Below are 20,421 nucleotides of genomic sequence, written 5' to 3' on the forward strand. Positions count from 1 at the left end.
AATAAGCTAAGCTTATAAAACCATTTCTGGTACTTCACCGTCAACAAGTAATTTACCTGCTGTTTTACTAATGATTTCATCTACAGATACACCTGGTGCACGCTCTATAAGATGGAATGCGCCGTCTTTAACTTCTAAAACGGCTAAATCTGTTACTATCTTTTTCACACAATTAACACCGGTTAGCGGTAAACTGCATGACTCTAGTAACTTAGACTCACCATGCTTGCTAGCATGAGTCATTGTAACTATTATATTTTTTGCGCCAGCGACTAAATCCATTGCGCCACCCATGCCCTTGATGAGCTTTTTTGGGATCATCCAAGATGCAATGTTTCCATTTTGGTCTACTTCAAATGCACCCAGAACGGTTAAGTCTACATGACCACCCCGTATCATGGCAAAACTATCTGCACTATTAAATATGGCGGCACCTGTGGCTGCTGTCACGGTTTCTTTACCCGCATTAATCATATCAGCATCAAGTTCTGCTTTAGTCGGGTATTGACCCATTCCTAGCAGGCCATTTTCTGACTGTAGCATAACTTCAATATCATCAGGTACATAGTTTGCGACGAGTGTCGGAATTCCTATGCCCAAATTAACGTAGTAGCCATCTTGTAGCTCTTGCGCAACACGCATTGCAACTTGTTCACGTGATAATGCCATTTTTATGCTCCTGCTTAATCTCGTGTTGTTACACGTTCAATGCGTTTTTCAAAGTTGCCTTTGATCACGCGATTTACATAAATACCAGGGGTATGGATTTGGCTTGGTTCAAGCTCACCTGGCTCGACGATTTCTTCCACTTCTGCCACCGTAATTTTACCCGCAGTTGCAGCCATTGGGTTAAAGTTCATTGCGGTATGTCTAAATACTAGGTTTCCATAGCGGTCAGCCTTCCATGCTTTAACAATGGCAAACTCGCCAGTGATCGACTCTTCTAAAATGTAAGGGCGGCCATCAAATTCTTTTACGTCTTTGCCCTCAGCTATTGGAGTACCGTAACCGGTGGCGGTGTAAAACGCAGGAATACCCGCGCCGCCAGCTCGCATTTTTTCAGCAAGTGTGCCTTGAGGTGTTAGCTCAACATCTATTTCACCACTTAGTAATTGCTGCTCAAATAGGGCGTTTTCGCCTACATACGAGGCAATCACTTTTTTTATTTGTTTGTCTTGCAATAAAATACCTAAACCAAAATCATCAACACCACAGTTATTAGATACAACGGTCAACTCTTTTGTGTTCATCTTTTTAATTTGCTTTATTAACCCTTCTGGTATTCCACATAAACCAAAACCACCGGCGATAATGGTATCACCGTCTTTTAATCCTTCCATTGCAGCTTCGTAGCTTGCAACTACCTTATCAAAACCGGCCATGAGTCTCTCCTCATTGTGTGCTATTTGTTGTTAACTATCTTGAATCATCATTTTATAAGATAGTTATTTAGTGTGTAGTGCCACAGATACTTTGCTCACAGGTTGCTTACCAAGTGCTTTAGTTATTTCCCAGCCAGCATCACTTAACCTTTTTAAATCAATTCCGTGTTCAATGCCAAGCCCTTGCAGTAAGTAAACTACATCTTCGGTGGCAACATTTCCTGACGCACCTTTAGCATATGGGCACCCACCAAGGCCCGCAACTGCCGCGTCAACCGTTGAAATTCCTAGGCTTAATGCTGCGTAAATATTTGTAAGCGCTTGTCCGTAGGTATCATGAAAATGCACAGCAAGCTTGCTGCTATCTATATGCATCAATAGTAATTCTATAAGTTGAGTTACTTTTTTTGCTGTGCCAACACCAATGGTGTCTCCAAGGCTTACCTCGTAACAGCCCAAATCTAATAGCTTTTGTGTTACGTCTAGCACAGCCTTGGGGTTTATGTCTCCTTCGTAAGGGCACCCAACTACACAGCTTACGTAACCACGAACACGAATATTGTGCTGTCTTGCAAAATTCATCACTTCACTGAAACGCGTGATACTTTCGTCAATTGAGCAGTTGATATTTTTATTACAAAAGGACTCGCTAGCGGCAGTAAAAATTGCAAATTCCTTAATACCAACACTATGGGCAGCGTGCGCACCTTTTAAATTAGGTGTTAGTGCACTTAAATTAACATTTGGTAAGTCAAGTGCGTTAATAACATCTGCTGAGTCAGCCATTTGTGGCACCCACTTAGGGGATACAAATGCACCGGCCTCTATATCTTTTAAACCAGCTTGTGCAAGTGCATTAATAAGCAAAATTTTATCTTGAGTGGTGACTATGCTCTCGTTTTGTAGGCCGTCTCGCGCGCCTACCTCAACAATACGAACTGAGTTAGGAAAGGCGCTCATTAGGCACCTTCCTGATCTGTTGTATCCTCAACAATGGCGAGTAGGGCACCGTGTGATACTAATTCACCTTCACCAAAACAATAGCTTTGTAAAACACCATCATGTGGTGCATTGAGTGTGTATTCCATTTTCATGGCCTCAATAATCACAACAGGATCGCCTTTAGTAATAGTACTCCCAACGCTAACTAAGTGTTTAACCACAGTACCATTGAGTGGTGCAGCTAATGGCAGTGCATCACTTTCGTGTGAACTTATATAATGCTTATTCATTAGCTCAAGTTTGGCTTGCAGCGCTTTATTCATAACAGTGATGGCATCATTACTTTGTGATACATGCGCAATATGCTTATCACCATCAATAAATACAGTACAAGCCCCATTGACCACAGTACCTTGAAGGCTAAATACCGTGTTGTTATGGGTAATGTCGTACCCTTTTTCGGTTTTAATTGCACTTAACTGTAAATCTTTAAAGGGTACTTTAATGATGCTTGGAGAATTTAATGTAAATCCGCTAAGTTGCTGCCATGGGCTCGCGTTATTTTCCTCTGCGTGTTTGTTATTTAATGAACACAAATACGCAAATGCGCCAATTAGCTCGCTAGATTGTAAAAGCGTATTATTAACAGCAACTAACGAGTCGCCTTGTTCTGCAATAAAGTGTGTGCTCGGTGCGCCTTCATTAAAAGTAGGGTGCTGAGCTAAGTTATTTAAAAAACCAATGTTGGTGCTAAAACCAGCTAGGTGAAACTGTTCGAGCGCTTGGCGTAAGCGCCCTAATGCTTGTTCGCGGCTATCATCATGGACTATGAGTTTAGCTATCATCGGGTCGTAATAAGGGCTAATTTCATCCCCTTGCGCAATGCCTGTATCAATACGTACAAACTCATTTTGGTTTGGAGTATGCATCGCCTCAATCGTACCTGAGCAAGGTATAAAATCGTTACTTGGATCTTCTGCGTAAATTCGCGCTTCAAAGCTGTGGCCTTGTAGTTGTATGTCAGATTGCGTTAAAGGCAAAGTGTGTCCGCCAGCAATATTTATTTGCCAGTTTACTAAATCAACGCCAGTAACCATTTCAGTGACAGGGTGCTCAACTTGAAGGCGCGTATTCATTTCCATAAAGAAAAACTCATCGCCACACAATAAAAACTCAACAGTACCAGCGCCGCGGTAATTTATAGCAAGTGCACAACGCACTGCAGCTTCGCCCATTTCTTTTCGTAGTGCACTACTTAAACCCGGGGCAGGGGCTTCTTCAATTACTTTTTGATGGCGACGTTGTAAAGAGCAATCTCTATCACCTAAATAAACGCAGTTACCGTGGTTATCTGCAAATACCTGCACTTCAACGTGGCGAGGTTGGTTAACATAGCGCTCTAGTAGTACTAAGTCGTTACCAAATCCGGCAATGGCTTCACGCTGTGCTCCTTCAAGCGCGCTTATAAAGTCACTTGCTTTTTCAACAACGCGCATTCCTTTACCACCGCCACCAAATGCGGCTTTAATAAGTACAGGGTAGCCAATTTTTTCAGCTTCACTTTGCAAAAAACGAGGGTCTTGATTGTCGCCATAATAACCCGGTACTAACGGTACATTGGCTGCTGCCATTATTTCTTTAGCGCGGGTTTTTGACCCCATGGCTTCAATGCTGCTAGCTAAAGGGCCAATAAACGCAATATTGTTTGCTTCGCACGCTTTAGCAAATTCACTGTTTTCTGATAAAAAGCCATAACCAGGGTGAATACAATCGGCGCCACTATTTTTAGCTACTTGCAAAATTTTATCGGCTACAAGGTACGAGTCTTTACTTGGAGCAGGGCCAATGTGGTAGGCCTCATCAGCCATTTTTACGTGTTGAGCATTTTTATCAGCGTCTGAGTAAACAGCAACAGTGGTTAACCCCATCTGCTTTGCACTTCTCATAATGCGACACGCAATTTCTCCACGATTGGCAATGAGTATTTTTTTTAATGCTTGTGTGTTCATAATTAATCCTACAGTTGCCATTGTGGTGGGCGTTTATCAAAAAAGGCACTCAAGCCTTCTTGGCCTTCTTCAGATACGCGTATGTTTGCAATCCGCTCGGCAGTAAGCTCAATAAGCTCGTCATTAATCGGTTTGTTAGCTACATCGTTAATTAAAGCTTTCGCAGCTTTAACTGCAACTGGGCCGTTATCAATGAGTGTTTGAAGCATATTGTCGAGTGCACACTCCAAGTTCCCCGTTACTTGATGAACTAATCCAAGCTGTTTAGCGGTATGCGCGTCAAACACTTCGGCAGTTAAAAAGTATCTGCGTGCAGCACGCTCACCTATGGCTTTTATTACATAAGGGCTAATAACTGCAGGAATAAGTCCAAGCTTCACTTCACTTAAGCAAAATTGTGCATCGTCTTTACTAAGGGCAATGTCACAACAGGCTATTAAACCTAATGCGCCACCAAATGCAGCGCCTTGCACAGCACATACCGAAGGGTGTGGGCTTGTAGCTAATACTTGCATTAGTTTTGCAAGTTGCATTGAATCAGCAAGGTTATCAGCATAATCATTGTCAGCCATGGACTGCATCCATGCTAAGTCAGCGCCTGCAGAGAAGTGTTTACCTTCTGTTTTTAAAACTAATGCTCTAATATCAAGTGTATTAGCATGTTCAATACATTGAATTAATTCGTGTATTACTTCGCTATTAAATGCGTTTCTTTTTTCAGGGCGGCTTAAAACAAGTACAGCCACATTAGATTTTGTTATTTGTAGTGTTACTGACATTTACTGCGCTCCGTTACATTCTAAATACGCCAAATTGAGAGTCTTTCGCTGGTGCATTTTTAGCAGCCGACAATGCAAGCCCCAGTACGTTACGTGTGTCGGCAGGGTCAATAATGCCATCGTCCCACAAACGCGCGCTGGCAAAATAAGGATGGCCTTGCTCTTCGTACTGGTCGATAATTGGCTTTTTAAATTCGCTAATTTGCTCATCGGTCATACTTTGGCCTTTGCGTGCTAAGCCGTCTTGCTTAACTTGGGCCATAACACCAGCTGCTTGCTCGCCGCCCATTACTGAAATACGTGCATTAGGCCACATCCACATCATGGTTGGTTCGAACGCGCGGCCACACATACCGTAGTTACCCGCGCCATAAGAGCCGCCAATTAATACTGTGAATTTTGGAACATCGGCACACGATACTGCCATAACCATTTTTGCGCCGTGCTTAGCAATACCTTCTGCTTCGTACTTTTTACCCACCATAAAACCAGTAATGTTTTGCAAAAATACCAGTGGGATATTGCGTTGTGCACACAGTTGAATAAAGTGAGCGCCTTTTTGTGCTGACTCACTAAATAAAATGCCATTATTAGCGACTATGCCAACAGGGTTGCCGTAAATGCTAGCAAAGCCCGTTACGAGTGTTTCGCCAAAGTAGCGTTTAAATTCATCAAACGATGAATCATCAACCGTTCGCGCAATAACTTCGCGTACATCAAATGGTTTTTTAAGATCGGTACCCACAATGCCGTACAGTTCATTTATATCGTACCGAGGCGCTTTTATATCTTTTAATAACGGCGCAGTAGGGCGTGTATAGTTAATACGCTCAATACATTGGCGTGCAATAGACAGCGCATGCTCGTCGTTTTCGGCAAAGTGATCAGCTACTCCTGATGTTTTACAGTGAACGTCTGCACCACCAAGTTCTTCTGCCGTTACTTCTTCACCTGTTGCCGCTTTAACAAGCGGGGGACCTGCTAAAAATATCGTGCCTTGCTCTTTAACAATAATGCTTTCATCTGCCATAGCAGGTACGTACGCACCACCTGCGGTACATAATCCCATTACAACAGCAATTTGTGGAATGCCTTTGCCTGACATACGCGCTTGGTTGTAAAAAATACGCCCAAAATGTAACTTATCAGGAAATACATCATCCTGTTCAGGCAGGTTAGCACCACCAGAGTCTACAAGATAAATACATGGTAAATGGCATCGCTCTGCAATATCTTGCGCTCGTAAATGCTTTTTAACTGTAAGCGGAAAGTAGGTACCGCCTTTAACCGTCGCATCGTTTGCAATGATCATGCATTCAATACCTTTTACACGGCCAATACCAGCTACGACACCTGCACACGGGATAGCTTGCTCATATACGTCAAATGCCGCAAATTGAGAAACTTCTAAAAATGGTGAACCTTCGTCAATTAATGTACTTATACGGTCTCGTACAAATAATTTACCGCGGCCTTCGTGGCGCTCTTTTAAAGCAGCGCCACCACCTAAACTAATTGTTGCTACTTTATCGCGTAAATCATCCACCAGCATCGACATGTTTTTATGATTTTGCACAAAAGTAGGATCGTGTGGATTAACGCTCGATTTTAAAATCGTCATAATCTAATCCTTAGCGGCTTTCAGTGAATAGTTCGCGGCCAATTAGCATGCGGCGAATTTCAGACGTGCCGGCACCAATTTCATATAATTTAGCGTCACGTAGTAATCGGCCCGTTGCGTATTCGTTTATGTATCCGTTACCACCAAGAATTTGAATCGCATCAAGCGCCATTTTGGTTGCAAGCTCAGCGGCGTATAAAATGGCACCCGCGGCATCTTTACGCGTTGTTTCGCCGCGGTCACAGGCTTTAGCTACCGTGTAAACGTATGAACGGGCAGCGTTCATTTGTGTGTACATGTCGGCAACTTTGCCTTGAATAAGCTGGAATTGCCCAATAGGGGTATCAAACTGTTTACGCTCATGAATGTAAGGCACTACTATATCCATACACGCTTGCATAATACCAAGCGGGCCCGCAGCAAGTACAACACGCTCATAATCTAGACCGCTCATAAGTACTTTTACGCCTTCGTTTAAGTTACCTAAAATATTTTCTTCTGGTACTTCGCAGTTTTCAAATACTAACTCACAGGTGTTTGATCCGCGCATACCCAGTTTGTCGAGCTTTTGTGCGGTTGAAAAACCAGGAAACGTCTTCTCTACTATAAATGCAGTGATCCCTTTAGCACCGCCGTTTAAGTCGGTTTTAGCGTAAATAACCAGTGTGTCTGCATCTGGGCCATTGGTGATCCACATTTTATTACCGTTCAAAATGTACTTATCGCCTTTTTTCTCAGCTTTAAGTTTCATCGATACCACGTCAGAGCCCGCATTAGGCTCACTCATAGCAAGCGCACCAATGTGTTCACCGCTGATAAGTTTTGGTAGGTACTTTTCTTTTTGTGCTTGTGAACCATTACGGTTGATTTGATTAACACACAGGTTTGAATGTGCGCCATAACTTAAGCCTATAGATGCACTTGCGCGGCTAATTTCTTCCATTGCAATTACGTGCTCTAAGTAGCCTAAACCAGCACCACCAAACTCTTCAGGAACGGTCATGCCTAACACGCCCATTTCGCCCATTTGCGGCCAAAGTTGATTTGGAAATGTATTGTCAATGTCGGTTTGTTCAGCTAGTGGCGCAATTTCTTGGCTTGAAAAACTATTTACATGGTCGCGGATCATATCGGCGGTTTCGCCAAGACCAAAGTTCATCTCTTTATAAAGTGAAATAGTGCTCATGATTCATTCCTGTGTGAGTGTGTGTTATCAGTGTGTTTTTATTTTAAAAATAAACTACTCGTCTATTTTATTCAGTGTGTCTCTACAGCGTCGTTCCGCAGTAACCAGTTCCATTAGGACAACTTTAATATCGTCCATTTGTTGCGAAAGGTCGGCTTTTTTCTCTGAAATCAGATCAAGCATTGTGACTAGCTGTTTAGCGCTTGATTTATCAGCGTCATACAATTCAAACAAACGGCCTGTTTCGGCAAGCGTAAAGCCTAAACGTTTACCACGTAATATAAGCTTTAGTCGTACTTTGTCGCGCTTAGAATAAATACGGGTTTGGCCATTACGATCGGGTGATAAAAGCCCTTGGTCTTCGTAAAAGCGTATAGAGCGCGTTGTAATGTCAAACTCTTTAGCTAAATCACTAATGCTAAAAGTTTGTTCATTACTGGTTGGTATAGTGGCAGAACTTGCAAAGTTTGTTTGATTATCTGGTTTCATAGTTGTATTTACCTCATTCGAATAACTCCAATATAAGTGAAGTTTACGTAAAGGTAAAGTGCTGGCTGATATGAAATAAATACAAATGCGGTGGTTAACAGTAAATGAAATTTAAATATTTAAATTACAAACACTTAATGTGCGTGGGGCCTGCATTAACTAAAAGTGGCAAAGAAACCTTACAGTTTAAAAAGTATAATTTTAACTGTTTTTAGTTGACGTTAGCGTAAACGTTAGTATTGTGTATGCTTATTAAATAATAATTTAAAACACAATTAATAGAGTAAATATTCTAACAACTATTTACCTTTAAATACAATGGAGTTAGCGATGTCTTTAGAATCAGTGGTAATTGTAGCAGCAAAACGCACGCCTATGGGTGGTTTTATGGGCGCGCTAAGCGATGCTCAGTCTACTGAATTAGGTGCAACGGCTATTGCAAGTGCATTAGCGCAAACCGGGTTAAATAGCGATGCAATTGACGAAGTGATTATGGGCTGTGTACTTCCCGCTGGTTTAGGCCAAGCGCCAGCTCGTCAAGCCATGCTTAAAGCAGGGCTCGCACTAAGTACGGGGGCGACTACAATTAACAAAGTTTGCGGTTCAGGACTAAAAGCAGCCATGCTGGCTAACGATTTAATTAAAGCCGGCTCTATACAAACAGCTATTGCTGGTGGTATGGAAAGCATGACCAACGCCCCTTACTTTATTCCAAAAGCGCGTGGCGGTATGCGCATGGGCCACGGTGAAATTAAAGACCATATGATGAGCGATGGCCTCGAAGACGCTTACGATAACAAAGCAATGGGGTGTTTTGCACAAGACACCGCCGACGAGTATGGCATTGGCCGTGAACAAATGGATAATTTTGCACTCAGTTCGTTAAGTAAAGCGAATGCTGCAATTGAAAACGGCAGCTTTAAAAACGAAATAGCGCCACATACATTACAAACACGAAAAGGCGATGTAACCGTATCGGTTGATGAGCAACCGGGTAATGCACGTCCTGAAAAAATCCCAAGCTTACGTGCCGCATTTAAAAAAGACGGCACAATCACTGCGGCTAACTCATCATCTATTTCAGATGGTGGTGCCGCACTCATACTCATGAGCGAATCAAAAGCCAAGGCTGAGGGCCTAACACCCCTTTGTAGAATTGTTGCTCACAGCACTCATTCTCAAAAACCTAGCGAATTTACCGTAGCGCCTGTAGGCGCAATGAATAGTGTGCTTGATAAAGCCGGTTGGACAACGGATGACGTTGACCTTTGGGAAATTAACGAAGCGTTTGCCATGGTAACTATGCTTGCGATTAACGAGCTTAAGCTTGACGAAAGCAAAGTGAATGTAAACGGTGGAGCGTGTGCACTTGGCCACCCAATTGGTGCGAGTGGCGCACGTATTTTAGTTACGCTTATTCATGCACTTAAAAATCGTGGCCTTAAAAAAGGGGTTGCTTCTTTATGTATTGGTGGCGGTGAAGCCGTTGCAATGGCAGTAGAAGCATTCTAAGTACCAATCTCATTAAAAATACGCAGCAACATAACAATAATAAAGCTGCGTTATTTTTAAAACTAACACACTAATATAATAGGATTTACCCATGCACCAAGTTCCACTATTAATAGATGGCGAATTTATTAAATCGGCTTCCAAAGAGCTAATCGATGTTATAAACCCAGCAAACCAAGAGGTTTTAGCACAGGTTCCTTGTACCACCGATGCAGAAATGGATGCGGCCATTGCTTCAGCCTCTGAAACATTTAAAACATGGAAAGATGTTCCAATCACAGAGCGCGCACGCATCATGATGAAATACGCTGCGCTTTTAAAAGAACACCATGACGAGCTAGCCACTATTATTTGTCACGAATTAGGCAAAACCTTTGAAGATGCAAAAGGCGATGTATGGCGTGGAATAGAAGTTGTAGAACAAGCTGCAAATGCGCCGTCGCTGATGATGGGCGAAACAATGGGAAACGTAGCGCGTAAAATCGATACATATTCATACATGCAACCATTAGGTGTGTGTGCGGGTGTTACGCCGTTTAACTTTCCGGCGATGATCCCACTTTGGATGTTTCCGCTGGCTATTGTGTGTGGTAACACATTTATATTAAAACCATCAGAGCAAGACCCACTAACACCAATGCGTTTAGCTGAACTATTTATTGAAGCGGGTGCACCTAAAGGTGTACTGCAAATTGTTCATGGTACAAAACCGCAAGTAGACCGCTTATTAGAAGATAAAGCCGTTCGTGCTATTTCGTTTGTAGGTTCGTGTGGTGTAGGTGCCTACATTTACTCTAAAGGCACACAAAACCTTAAACGTGTACAAGCGTGTGTGGGCGCAAAAAACCACATGGTTATTATGCCAGATGCGAGTAAATCGCATGTTGTCAATAACTTGGTTGGTGCATCTGTTGGTGCTGCAGGGCAACGTTGTATGGGAATTTCGGTTGCTGTATTTGTTGGTCAAGCGAGTGAATGGGTAGATGAAATAAAAGCAGGCTTTGAAAAAGTACGCCCAGGTTTATGGGACGACAAAGACGCTGCCTACGGACCGCAGACGTCAAAAGCGGCAAAAGAGCGCATTTTATCGCTTATTGCAAGCGGTAAAGAACAAGGTGCAACTTGTTTAATAGATGGCTCTCACTTTACAGTAGAAGGTTACGAGCAAGGTAACTGGGTTGGCCCAACTTTATTTACCGACGTTACAAAAGAAATGGACTTATATAAAGAAGAGATTTTTGGTCCTGTTTTAGCCTGCATGTTTGTAGACACATTAGAAGAAGCTATCGCCTTAATTAACGAAAGCCCTTACGGCAATGGCACCTCGCTATTTACTTCAAGCGGTGCAGTTGCACGTAAATTTCAGCACGAAATTGAAGTTGGCCAAGTAGGTATTAATGTTCCTATTCCTGTGCCACTGCCGTTTTTCTCATTTACGGGTTGGAAAGGCTCTTTTTATGGCGATACCCATACGTATGGTAAGCAAGGTATTCGTTTTTACACAGAAACAAAAACCATTACCTCACGTTGGTTTGAAGACGATATCGCTTCAGGGCCTAACATGAGCATTAACTTAAAATAATTAGTAAACACACACAAAAAATAATAAAAAAGACGGGCGCGAAGGTTTTCACACACATAAATAAGCCTTCGCCGCTCTTCACTCACAATCCCGTTACGGGAAAACTGACAACACACAACTAAAGAGGTCTACCATGGACTTTAACTTATCAGAAGACCAACAAGCCTTTGCACAAACTGCTCGCCAATTTGCCGAGTCAGAGCTTGCACCTCATGCGGCTAAATGGGATCGCGAACATATTTTTCCTAAAGACACGATTAAAGCAGCCGGAGAATTAGGCTTTTGTGGGTTATACACACCAGAAGAAGCAGGTGGCCTTGGTTTATCACGTTTAGACTCAAGCATTATTTTTGAGCAGCTTGCGCTAGGCTGTACGGCAACTACCGCCATGCTTACTATTCATAATATGGCTACGTGGATGGTTGCCAGTTTTGGTACCGACGCAATAAAAGATCAATACGTAGAACAATTAGTAATGGGTGAGTTATTAGCATCATACTGTTTAACCGAGCCTGGATCAGGCTCAGACGCTGCGTCGCTTAAAACCAAAGCAGTACGCGATGGCGACGAATACGTTATTAACGGTTCTAAAATGTTTATATCGGGCGCAGGCGAAACCGAAGTGCTCGTTGTAATGGCGCGTACTGGTGGCGAAGGCGCTGCGGGTATTTCCGCGTTTGTAGTACCTGCTGATGCAAAAGGTGTTGAATATGGCAAAGCTGAAGAAAAAATGGGGTGGAATGCACAGCCTACACGCTTAATTAGCTTTGAAGATGTGCGTATTCCTGCACATAACTTACTAGGGGCTGAAGGCGAAGGTTTTAAGTTTGCAATGCAAGGCCTTGATGGCGGGCGTATTAATATTGCCACTTGCTCAATAGGTACCGCACAAGCGGCTTTAAATACAGCACGCGAATATTTAAAAGAACGCTCACAATTTGGTAAACCGCTGGCTGCTTTTCAAGCGTTACAATTTAAAATTGCTGATATGAACACAGAGCTTGTAGCTGCTCGCCAAATGGTAAGGCTTGCGGCATTTAAACTTGATACGGGCGACAGCGAAAAAACCACCTATTGTGCCATGGCAAAACGGTTTGCAACCGATGTTGGCTTTACGGTTTGTAATGAAGCGCTTCAAATACATGGTGGTTACGGTTATATAAAAGAATACCCATTAGAGCGCCACGTACGTGACGTGCGCGTACATCAAATACTGGAAGGCACAAACGAAATAATGCGTGTAATTATAGCGCGCCGAATTTTAGCTGAATCTGCAAGCGAAATACTATAAGGAGCACGGTATGTCTGAATCAAAACCAAGTATTGAGTTAACCACCGATGGCCATGTTGCTATTTTAACTATGTCTAACCCGCCAGCGAATACCTGGACAAAAGACACCTTAATAGATTTAAAAAATAAAGTAAATGCGCTTAATAATGATAAAAATATTTATGCATTAGTACTAACCGGTGAAGGCGAAAAATTTTTTAGCGCAGGCGCCGACCTTAATGTATTTGCCAGTGGCGATAAAGGTATTGCTGCAGACATGTCACGTGTATTTGGCGAAGCATTTGAAGCATTGACTAACTTTAGAGGTGTGTCGGTTGCAGCAATAAACGGGTATGCAATGGGTGGCGGTTTAGAGGTCGCTTTAGCGTGTGATATACGCATTGCTGAACAACAAGCACAAATGGCACTCCCAGAGGCAAAAGTGGGTTTATTACCGTGTGCGGGTGGTACGCAAAATTTAGCATGGTTAGTTGGCGAAGGCTGGGCAAAGCGTATGATTTTATGTGGCGAGCGCTTAAAAGCCGATAAAGCGCTGCAAATTGGTTTAGTAGAAGACGTTGTTGGCCAAGGCGAAAGCTTTGACGCTGCGCTTAATCTTGCAAACCAAGTGAGTGAGCAAAGCCCAAGTTCAGTTTCGGCATGTAAAACACTGATTCAAAAAGGGCGTCATCAACCTATGGCTAGCGTTTTACCACTAGAGCGCGAACTGTTTGTTGGTTTATTTGATACTGACGATCAAAAAGAAGGCGTTAATGCCTTTTTAGAAAAACGAAAAGCAAAATGGGTCAATGGCTAATGAGTAATTTAACCTTATTAAATAAAGCGGATGATTCGGTACTTTTTGAGACAGCAACCGCGGCCAATGGCCGTTTAATTGGGCTTATTACACTTAATGCACCTAAGTCGTTAAATGCCCTAAATTTTAACATGATCAAATTGCTTACCCCTCAACTAAAGGCATGGGCAAACGACGATGCCATCGCAATGGTTATTTTAAAAGGCGCAGGGGACAAAGCGTTTTGCGCAGGTGGTGATGTAGTCAGCTTGTATCATGCAATGGCACAAGGTGAGCCCACAAGTTTAGTTGAAGATTTTTTTACAAAAGAATATAAGCTTGACTACCTAATACACACCTACGCTAAACCTATTCTTGTTTGGGGTAACGGCATTGTAATGGGCGGCGGATTAGGGCTAATGGCTGGCGCAAGCCACCGTGTTGTTACCGAAACTTCACGTATAGCCATGCCAGAACAAACAATAGGGTTATACCCCGATGTTGGCGGCAGCCATTTTTTGCACAACATGCCTAAAAGTGTTGGCTTGTTTTTAGGATTAACGTCAGCGTCTATTAATTGCGATGATGCATGTTTTGTATCGCTTGCCGATCACTTTATCGACAGCAGTCTATATAACACTATGCTAAATACTATTTTAGCTACCAGCTGGGCTACTACTCCAAGCGACAACCACACGGTATTAACTAATTTATTAAATCAGTTAAATGCGCAGTCTGCAGATATGCCAAAAGGCAACGTTAAGGCTAATTTAGACACCATTCAACAGTTAGGTGATTTAAGTACTTTACAACAACAAGTGGATTACCTACTAAATTTAAACACCGACGATAAGTGGTTGCAACGTGCACAAAAATCGTTAAAACATGGTTGCCCACTAAGCTGCGCGTTAGTCAGTGAGCAACTAAAAGCAAGTAAAGATAAAAGCGTTTTAGACTGTTTTAAAATGGAACTAGGTATGTCGGTTAGAGCCGGTGAAGTTGGCGAATTTCAAGAAGGCGTAAGAGCGCTATTAATAGATAAAGACGGCGCGCCTAATTGGCAATACAAAACACTTAGTGATGTACCACAAACAATAATAGAGAGCTTTTTTGCTAACAGATTTGGCGAAAACCACCCACTTGATGACCTAGACACGGCAACACAAAAATAAAGGAAAGACGATGAGTAAACTTAACATTGGTTTTATCGGTTTAGGAAATATGGGCGGCCCAATGGCGGCTAATTTAATTAAAGCCGGCCACAGTGTTACGGCATTCGATTTAAACCAGTCGGTCTTAAATGAACTTGCAAGCAAAGGTGCACACGTAGCTGAAAATGCAAAAGCATGCGCAACCAATGCCGATATACTTATTAGTATGTTGCCAGCAGGCAAGCATGTTAAATCGCTTTATTTAGGCAATAACGACGATAGCGGCTTGATTAATGTGCTTAGTAAAAACACCTTAGTGATTGATTGCTCCACAATAGATGCAGAGTCGGCCCGTGTGGTTGGCAGCGCACTTGGCGAGCAGGGCATTAGCTTTGTAGATGCACCCGTATCAGGTGGTGTTGCAGGTGCAGCGGCTGGCACGTTGACCTTTATTGTTGGTGGTGAACAAACAGCATTTGAAAAAGCACACGCCGTATTGGTAGATATGGGTAAAAACATATTTCATGCTGGCGATATTGGTGCAGGTCAAGTTGCAAAAATATGCAACAACATGCTGCTTAGCATATTAATGGCAGGCACAAGTGAAGCCATTCAAATGGGTATTAATAACGGGTTAGATCCAAAAGTACTTAGCGACATTATGACCGCAAGTTCTGGTCGTAACTGGACGCTTGAGCTTTATAATCCGTGTCCTGATGTAATGGAAACAGCACCGGCTAGTAATAATTATAAGCCAGGCTTTATGGTCGATTTAATGGCAAAAGACTTAGGCCTTGCCATGGAAGCCGCACAGCAAAGTAATTCATCAACCCCTATGGGTTCTATGGCAAAAAACTTGTACACCATGCTCCAGCACCAAGGTGCAGGCAGTGATGATTTTAGTGCCATATTTAAATTGTTTTCAAAGTAGGAAAGTATTGTGGAAATCAAAAATAATACCGTCGTTATTACCGGTGGCGCACAAGGTTTAGGTTTTGCAATGGCGCAAAAGTTTGCAGCTATGGGCGCAAATATTGCACTTATTGACATGGCACAAGATTTATTAAACAACGCATGCGAGCAACTAAACCAGCTTGAAGGCGTAAAAGGTATAATTAAAGGTTACGCTGCTAATGTGACTGTTGAAAGTGAAGTAGAAAACGTATTTAGTGCCATTAACAATGATTTTGGCCATATTGGTGTGCTTATTAACAACGCTGGTATTTTGCGTGACGGCATGTTCATAAAAGCTAAAGACGGAAAAGTGGTTAAAAAAATGTCGCTAGAGCAATTTCAATCAGTGATTGACGTTAATCTTACCGGCGTATTTTTAGCAGGGCGCGAAGCTGCAAGCCACATGATAGAATCAGGCAAAGGCGGCGTAATAGTAAATATGTCGAGCGTAGCGCGGGCAGGTAACATAGGCCAAACAAATTATGCTGCCTCAAAAGCAGGTGTTGTGGCACTTACCACCACATGGGCTAAAGAGCTTGGCCGTTTTGGTATACGCGTAGGCGCTATTGCACCAGGTGTAATAAGCACCGCCATGACCGACGCCATGAAGCCAGAAGCAAAACAACGCATGCTAGCAGTAACACCCGTAGGGCGCTTAGGTGAAACCGCTGAAATAGCCCATACTGCTCAGTATATTATCGAAAACGACTTTTTTACTGGCCGTGTAGTAGAGATAGACGGCGGCATACGTTTATAACTTGTCAGCTCTAATTTAATTATTTAAAGCACAGCTCTTTGAGCTGTGCTTTTTTGTTTTAAATCGCAGCGTTATAATTTAATCATGGTTAGAAACAGAGATTTCATAAAGATAATGAACTTAAAAAGAAGTGCTGTACATATAGACAGTTAATGGTGTTTTGTCCAATAACATTATTAAAAGTCGTTTTGGTGTATTTTAACAACGAGTGTTTTATAACTTGCGTAATAAATTGTTTACATTGAAGTTATTTAGTGGAATTATTGAGCAATGTAATATACGCCGTTTTGGGGTGTTATAACCCCCTCAAAGTGGTGTTCAATAAGCTGTTATAACGCTTTACTGCCAGCATGGTCACAGCTCTATACTAAGGAAAGAAAATGGATAAATTGATTGATGATGAGTTGTTCTCGCAAATTGAAAAACACTTAGAGTGCAGTGAGCAAAGCTGGCTACTCGGGGCTGGTATAAGTTTCGATGCTAAATTACCGCTAATGTATCCTTTGACCAATAAAGTTAAGAAAGATGTAAAAAGTAGTCATAATAATTTACATGAAGAAATTATCGCTCCGCTATTTGAAGAGTTGCCTGGAAGCTGCCATATAGAGCATATTCTCAGTCATCTTGGTGACTATGCTGCATTAGCTGAAAGAAACAAAGAGAAGAAAACTGTAATTAATGGCAGAGAAGTTGAGTTAGAAGTCCTAGAAGAAGCACATAATACAATTCTAGAGTCCATTTCAAGTGTTATCAGGTGCGGCTATGTTGAAGGCCGAGATGGAATGGAAGATGAAGAAGGTACCTTATCAGCGCCAATCGTCGATATTGAGTCCCATTTAGAGTTTATCGATGCACTGTTTAATCATGCTTCTGCTGGTGTTCATGAGCGAAGAAAAACAATCAATATTTTTACAACTAATTATGACACTCTATTAGAAGACGCATTAGCATTAAACAAAGTGCCGTATTGGGATGGCTTTGCGGGAGGAGCGGTAGCTCACCGTACACAGAGATATGGCGAACCAGCACCAACAAATGGACAGCGCGCCAATTTAATCAAGATGCATGGGTCGATTGATTGGTTTCTTTGTGATAAAGGTTATGTCTGGCGAGTCAGGGACAATGACCGCTATCCCAAGGCAGATCGCCGCGTTCTAATTTACCCTCAAGCAACAAAATACATTGCTACTCAGCAAGATCCATTTTCTTCTCAGTTTGATTTGTTTAGAAAATCTCTAAATTCTCGTCAAAATAATACGTTAGCGGTTTGTGGTTACAGTTTTGGTGATGATCACATTAATAATGAAATTGAGTTCGCTTTATCTAAAGAAGAAAACAAAACAGTTCTATTGGCATTTTTGGAGTGTAAGGATGACATACCAGTTTGTTTAAAGAAGTGGCGTAGTTCCAATTTTGGTTCAAGAGTAATTATTGCTTCGTTGCGTGGATTATATGTCGGAGACCAAGGCCCATTTAAAAGAAAAGACGACGATGATTATTGGTGGACATTCAAAGGCGTAATATCAGTACTAAAGAATGGATGCGAGGTTTAGTTATGTTTACACCGGAAGAAGAGTTAAAGATTGGGCAGGTTGTTGAAGTATCTGGAACCAATATTAAGGTTGAGATCTCCGATAAAATATCCGAGCTGTCTAGAACATTCAATGGTCGCGTTTACCCTATAGGACAAATAGGTAGTATGGTAAAAATTCACTATGGCCGAAAATTGATTTTTGGTTTGGTGACAATGCTTAGGATGCGTTCAGAGGAATTAATTGAGTCGGGAATTCCCGTAAGCGCCGACTCAGATCAACGCGTAATGGAAGTACAGTTACTAGCTGAGGGCAGTTGGAACAATATGAGTTCAGTATTGGCTTTCAAGCGCGGCATTAAAACCTATCCTTTACCGCAGCAGGGTGTATTCCTATTAACGAATGAAGAGATTGGTTTCGTTTATCGATCTGCGGAAGGAACAAGAGATGAAACTGTAGATCCGTTAGTGCCTTTTGCTGTTTATAGTGCATCTGAATCTACGGCCTGTCGAGCCAACATAAACAAAATGTTTGGTATGCATTGTGCCGTTCTTGGTTCTACGGGTTCAGGTAAATCAGGAACCGTAGCAGCGATTATTCATAGTGTGCTATCTCATAAAAATGATGGGAAAGAATTATCCCCTCAGATCGTAGTTATTGATCCTCATGGAGAATATGGTTCAGCTTTTAAGGCTAGAGCCGAACAGTATCGTGCATATGACATTGCAGCAGGTGACGACGGCCAGAAAGAGATAAAGCTGCCTTACTGGTTAATGTCTAGTGATGAGTTTACTAACCTAGTTATCGGCAAAACAGAAAGAAGTGCTACTAGTCAAAATAATGTAGTTCAAAAAGCACTCGCTCATGCAAGAATGGTTGTTGCTGGAATTGTTAAACCTTGTCCAAGGGAATTTGGCACTGAAACTCTAAATCATCTAGAAAATTTTGATGATCCAGATCTCTGTGATGGTAAAGAGATTGCAGACATCTTGGAATTTGACCGAGATAAACCTAGACCATTTTGCTTAGATGAATTCGAAAGTCATCTCAGATATATACAAGGCGGTAGATTTAAAAAGGGCACAAAAGTTCTTGAAACGTTACCACCTACTGATCTAGGAAAGTCTCCTGTTCCATCTGTACTGGATAAGCTTAAAGTTCTGCGAAGAGATACTCGACTTTTATTTATGATGAAGTGTTGGGTCGATAACGAAGAAGAAACCAAATTGCATCAAGTTTTAAATCAATTCGTAGGTGCGCCTAGTCAGGCAGGCAAAGATATTAGAATTATTGATATTTCAGGTCTGCCAAATGAAGTCGCAGGCCCACTGACAGCACTAATAGCTAGGTTACTTTTTCAGTATAAAGTATTCCAGACTCAAGAAGAAAAAGAGAAAGATCCTATTTTACTAGTTTGTGAAGAAGCCCATAGGTATGTTCCAGATCATGGTGAGGCTCAGTACGCAGCTGCTCAAGGAGCAATAAGGCGCATTGCAAGAGAGGGGAGAAAGTATGGAATCGGTTTGATGCTTGTAAGTCAGCGGCCTGCCGATGTAGACAGTACAGTAATATCACAATGCGGTACGTGGGTCGTGTTAAGACTTACAAATTCTGCCGATCAACAGCATGTCGCACGTTTCTTACCTGATGGTTTGTCTGGCATGGTTGATGCGTTACCTATTTTATCTCAGCAAGAAGCAATATTTGTTGGAGAAGGAGCTGCACTGCCTTCTAGGGTTAGAGTAAGAGATCTAACGAAAGATCAATTACCGAAATCAAATACGATTCCGTTTGCTCAGGGTTGGGCTAGTGACCGTTTAGTAATAGATAAATTGAAAGAAATATCTGAAAGGATGTGTAGTTAATCAACGCGTTATAACATGGCGCTGCACACGGATAATGCTCCTCACCCGTTTTAGTGGACACCTCCTCATCACCTTGAGGAGGCTAACATGCCTAGATATACCCAACCTAGAAAGACATGGTTTTACCCCGTTAATTTCAAAATCAAAGCAGTCGAACTAAGCTTACGAAGAACCAAAGGGGTCACCCATTAGAAAGTTCCGGTCAAGCAGGCAGCTGTGTTTTCTTGATTTTTTTATTCAAAAACCAAGTGTTGTTATTTTTAAACTCAATTTGAATATGGCTACGCATCCAGTAATGACGTCGATTGGTGTGAATATGCACCAGTCACCCATATGAATTTAGGCAGTTTAATTAAGCATTATTGATGATTAATTAATGCCCTTGGCTTTCGCCTCAGTCATCGTTTAGTTCCAATATCAGTCCAGTTTCTGGCTGTGTTTACACACTGCGCTGTAACAATTCTGTGGTTTATGCTTGAACATAACCAACCCTTTGTGGCTCAAACATTGGGCATATCCAGTATTTAAAATATGAGCGGTTAACGTGCAGACTCAATCAAATCTAATGGTTTTACCAACCCCATTACTAGCTCA

At 42.0% G+C, this 20,421-nt stretch carries 17 protein-coding genes; 9 read left to right on the forward strand and 8 right to left on the reverse strand.

Going from position 1 to position 20,421, the window contains the following annotated elements:
- Positions 1 to 12 precede the first annotated feature (12 nt).
- The 8 genes from ATS76_RS09455 to ATS76_RS09490 form a co-directional block, all read right to left on the reverse strand.
- Positions 13 to 669 carry a CoA transferase subunit B gene (locus ATS76_RS09455; RefSeq protein ID WP_058403973.1) on the reverse strand — a complete coding sequence of 219 codons (657 nt, stop codon included), beginning with the start codon at positions 667 to 669 and terminating at the stop codon, positions 13 to 15.
- Positions 670 to 683: 14 nt separating this feature from the next.
- Positions 684 to 1,382 carry a CoA transferase subunit A gene (locus ATS76_RS09460; RefSeq protein ID WP_058403974.1) on the reverse strand — a complete coding sequence of 233 codons (699 nt, stop codon included), beginning with the start codon at positions 1,380 to 1,382 and terminating at the stop codon, positions 684 to 686.
- 63 nt (positions 1,383 to 1,445) lie between these two features.
- Positions 1,446 to 2,342 carry a hydroxymethylglutaryl-CoA lyase gene (locus ATS76_RS09465; protein ID WP_058551926.1) on the reverse strand — a complete coding sequence of 299 codons (897 nt, stop codon included), beginning with the start codon at positions 2,340 to 2,342 and terminating at the stop codon, positions 1,446 to 1,448.
- Positions 2,342 to 4,333, reverse strand: coding sequence for an acetyl/propionyl/methylcrotonyl-CoA carboxylase subunit alpha (locus tag ATS76_RS09470; RefSeq protein ID WP_058552019.1), 1,992 nt, complete (start codon positions 4,331 to 4,333; stop codon positions 2,342 to 2,344). Before ATS76_RS09470 ends, ATS76_RS09465 begins: the two co-directional genes overlap by 1 nt.
- 8 nt (positions 4,334 to 4,341) lie before the next feature.
- Positions 4,342 to 5,112, reverse strand: coding sequence for an enoyl-CoA hydratase/isomerase family protein (locus ATS76_RS09475; RefSeq protein ID WP_058551927.1), 771 nt, complete (start codon positions 5,110 to 5,112; stop codon positions 4,342 to 4,344).
- Positions 5,113 to 5,125: 13 nt separating this feature from the next.
- Complete coding sequence (locus ATS76_RS09480) at positions 5,126 to 6,733, reverse strand: carboxyl transferase domain-containing protein (RefSeq protein ID WP_058551928.1); 1,608 nt, start codon at positions 6,731 to 6,733, stop codon at positions 5,126 to 5,128.
- Between the two features lie 10 nt (positions 6,734 to 6,743).
- Positions 6,744 to 7,919, reverse strand: a complete 1,176-nt coding sequence (locus tag ATS76_RS09485; RefSeq protein WP_058551929.1) for an isovaleryl-CoA dehydrogenase — start codon at positions 7,917 to 7,919, stop codon at positions 6,744 to 6,746.
- Positions 7,920 to 7,973: 54 nt separating this feature from the next.
- Positions 7,974 to 8,408, reverse strand: coding sequence for a MerR family transcriptional regulator (locus ATS76_RS09490; RefSeq protein WP_010557391.1), 435 nt, complete (start codon positions 8,406 to 8,408; stop codon positions 7,974 to 7,976).
- Positions 8,409 to 8,738: 330 nt separating this feature from the next.
- Between ATS76_RS09490 and ATS76_RS09495 the strand changes: the two genes are divergently transcribed.
- From ATS76_RS09495 to ATS76_RS09535, 9 genes are all read left to right on the forward strand, one after another.
- Positions 8,739 to 9,920 (forward strand): thiolase family protein, encoded by a 1,182-nt coding sequence (locus tag ATS76_RS09495; RefSeq protein ID WP_058551930.1) that lies wholly within the window; start codon positions 8,739 to 8,741, stop codon positions 9,918 to 9,920.
- Between the two features lie 91 nt (positions 9,921 to 10,011).
- The gene (locus ATS76_RS09500; protein WP_058551931.1) at positions 10,012 to 11,502 is read left to right on the forward strand and encodes a CoA-acylating methylmalonate-semialdehyde dehydrogenase; all 1,491 of its coding nucleotides are present in this window, start codon (positions 10,012 to 10,014) and stop codon (positions 11,500 to 11,502) included.
- A 133-nt stretch (positions 11,503 to 11,635) separates the two neighbouring features.
- Positions 11,636 to 12,793 carry an acyl-CoA dehydrogenase family protein gene (locus ATS76_RS09505; protein WP_058403981.1) on the forward strand — a complete coding sequence of 386 codons (1,158 nt, stop codon included), beginning with the start codon at positions 11,636 to 11,638 and terminating at the stop codon, positions 12,791 to 12,793.
- A gap of 10 nt (positions 12,794 to 12,803) precedes the next feature.
- Entirely contained in the window at positions 12,804 to 13,589 is a 786-nt protein-coding gene (locus ATS76_RS09510; protein WP_058551932.1) for an enoyl-CoA hydratase, read from the forward strand.
- Positions 13,589 to 14,740 (forward strand): enoyl-CoA hydratase/isomerase family protein, encoded by a 1,152-nt coding sequence (locus ATS76_RS09515; RefSeq protein WP_058551933.1) that lies wholly within the window; start codon positions 13,589 to 13,591, stop codon positions 14,738 to 14,740. The genes ATS76_RS09510 and ATS76_RS09515 overlap by 1 nt, the downstream gene beginning before the upstream one ends.
- Before the next feature lie 10 nt (positions 14,741 to 14,750).
- A complete protein-coding gene (gene mmsB, locus ATS76_RS09520) occupies positions 14,751 to 15,650 on the forward strand; it encodes a 3-hydroxyisobutyrate dehydrogenase (protein ID WP_058551934.1) in 900 nt (299 codons plus the stop codon).
- Between the two features lie 9 nt (positions 15,651 to 15,659).
- Entirely contained in the window at positions 15,660 to 16,430 is a 771-nt protein-coding gene (locus tag ATS76_RS09525) for an SDR family oxidoreductase (RefSeq protein WP_058551935.1), read from the forward strand.
- Between the two features lie 380 nt (positions 16,431 to 16,810).
- Positions 16,811 to 17,983: an SIR2 family NAD-dependent protein deacylase gene (locus ATS76_RS09530; protein WP_058551936.1), complete on the forward strand. Its 1,173-nt coding sequence runs from the start codon at positions 16,811 to 16,813 to the stop codon at positions 17,981 to 17,983.
- Between the two features lie 2 nt (positions 17,984 to 17,985).
- Entirely contained in the window at positions 17,986 to 19,827 is a 1,842-nt protein-coding gene (locus ATS76_RS09535; protein WP_058551937.1) for an ATP-binding protein, read from the forward strand.
- Positions 19,828 to 20,421 lie beyond the last annotated feature (594 nt).

The sequence above is a fragment of the Pseudoalteromonas sp. 10-33 genome (assembly GCF_001469195.1).
In the GTDB taxonomy this organism is placed as follows: Bacteria; Pseudomonadota; Gammaproteobacteria; order Enterobacterales; family Alteromonadaceae; genus Pseudoalteromonas.

Coding starts and splice junctions, on each gene's coding strand:
- ATS76_RS09455 (WP_058403973.1), bottom strand. CDS start 669: ATGGCATTATCACGTGAACAAGTTGCAATGCGTGTTGCGCAAGAGCTA.
- ATS76_RS09460 (WP_058403974.1), bottom strand. CDS start 1,382: ATGGCCGGTTTTGATAAGGTAGTTGCAAGCTACGAAGCTGCAATGGAA.
- ATS76_RS09465 (WP_058551926.1), bottom strand. CDS start 2,342: ATGAGCGCCTTTCCTAACTCAGTTCGTATTGTTGAGGTAGGCGCGCGA.
- ATS76_RS09470 (WP_058552019.1), bottom strand. CDS start 4,333: ATGAACACACAAGCATTAAAAAAAATACTCATTGCCAATCGTGGAGAA.
- ATS76_RS09475 (WP_058551927.1), bottom strand. CDS start 5,112: ATGTCAGTAACACTACAAATAACAAAATCTAATGTGGCTGTACTTGTT.
- ATS76_RS09480 (WP_058551928.1), bottom strand. CDS start 6,733: ATGACGATTTTAAAATCGAGCGTTAATCCACACGATCCTACTTTTGTG.
- ATS76_RS09485 (WP_058551929.1), bottom strand. CDS start 7,919: ATGAGCACTATTTCACTTTATAAAGAGATGAACTTTGGTCTTGGCGAA.
- ATS76_RS09490 (WP_010557391.1), bottom strand. CDS start 8,408: ATGAAACCAGATAATCAAACAAACTTTGCAAGTTCTGCCACTATACCA.
- ATS76_RS09495 (WP_058551930.1), top strand. CDS start 8,739: ATGTCTTTAGAATCAGTGGTAATTGTAGCAGCAAAACGCACGCCTATG.
- ATS76_RS09500 (WP_058551931.1), top strand. CDS start 10,012: ATGCACCAAGTTCCACTATTAATAGATGGCGAATTTATTAAATCGGCT.
- ATS76_RS09505 (WP_058403981.1), top strand. CDS start 11,636: ATGGACTTTAACTTATCAGAAGACCAACAAGCCTTTGCACAAACTGCT.
- ATS76_RS09510 (WP_058551932.1), top strand. CDS start 12,804: ATGTCTGAATCAAAACCAAGTATTGAGTTAACCACCGATGGCCATGTT.
- ATS76_RS09515 (WP_058551933.1), top strand. CDS start 13,589: ATGAGTAATTTAACCTTATTAAATAAAGCGGATGATTCGGTACTTTTT.
- mmsB (WP_058551934.1), top strand. CDS start 14,751: ATGAGTAAACTTAACATTGGTTTTATCGGTTTAGGAAATATGGGCGGC.
- ATS76_RS09530 (WP_058551936.1), top strand. CDS start 16,811: ATGGATAAATTGATTGATGATGAGTTGTTCTCGCAAATTGAAAAACAC.
- ATS76_RS09535 (WP_058551937.1), top strand. CDS start 17,986: ATGTTTACACCGGAAGAAGAGTTAAAGATTGGGCAGGTTGTTGAAGTA.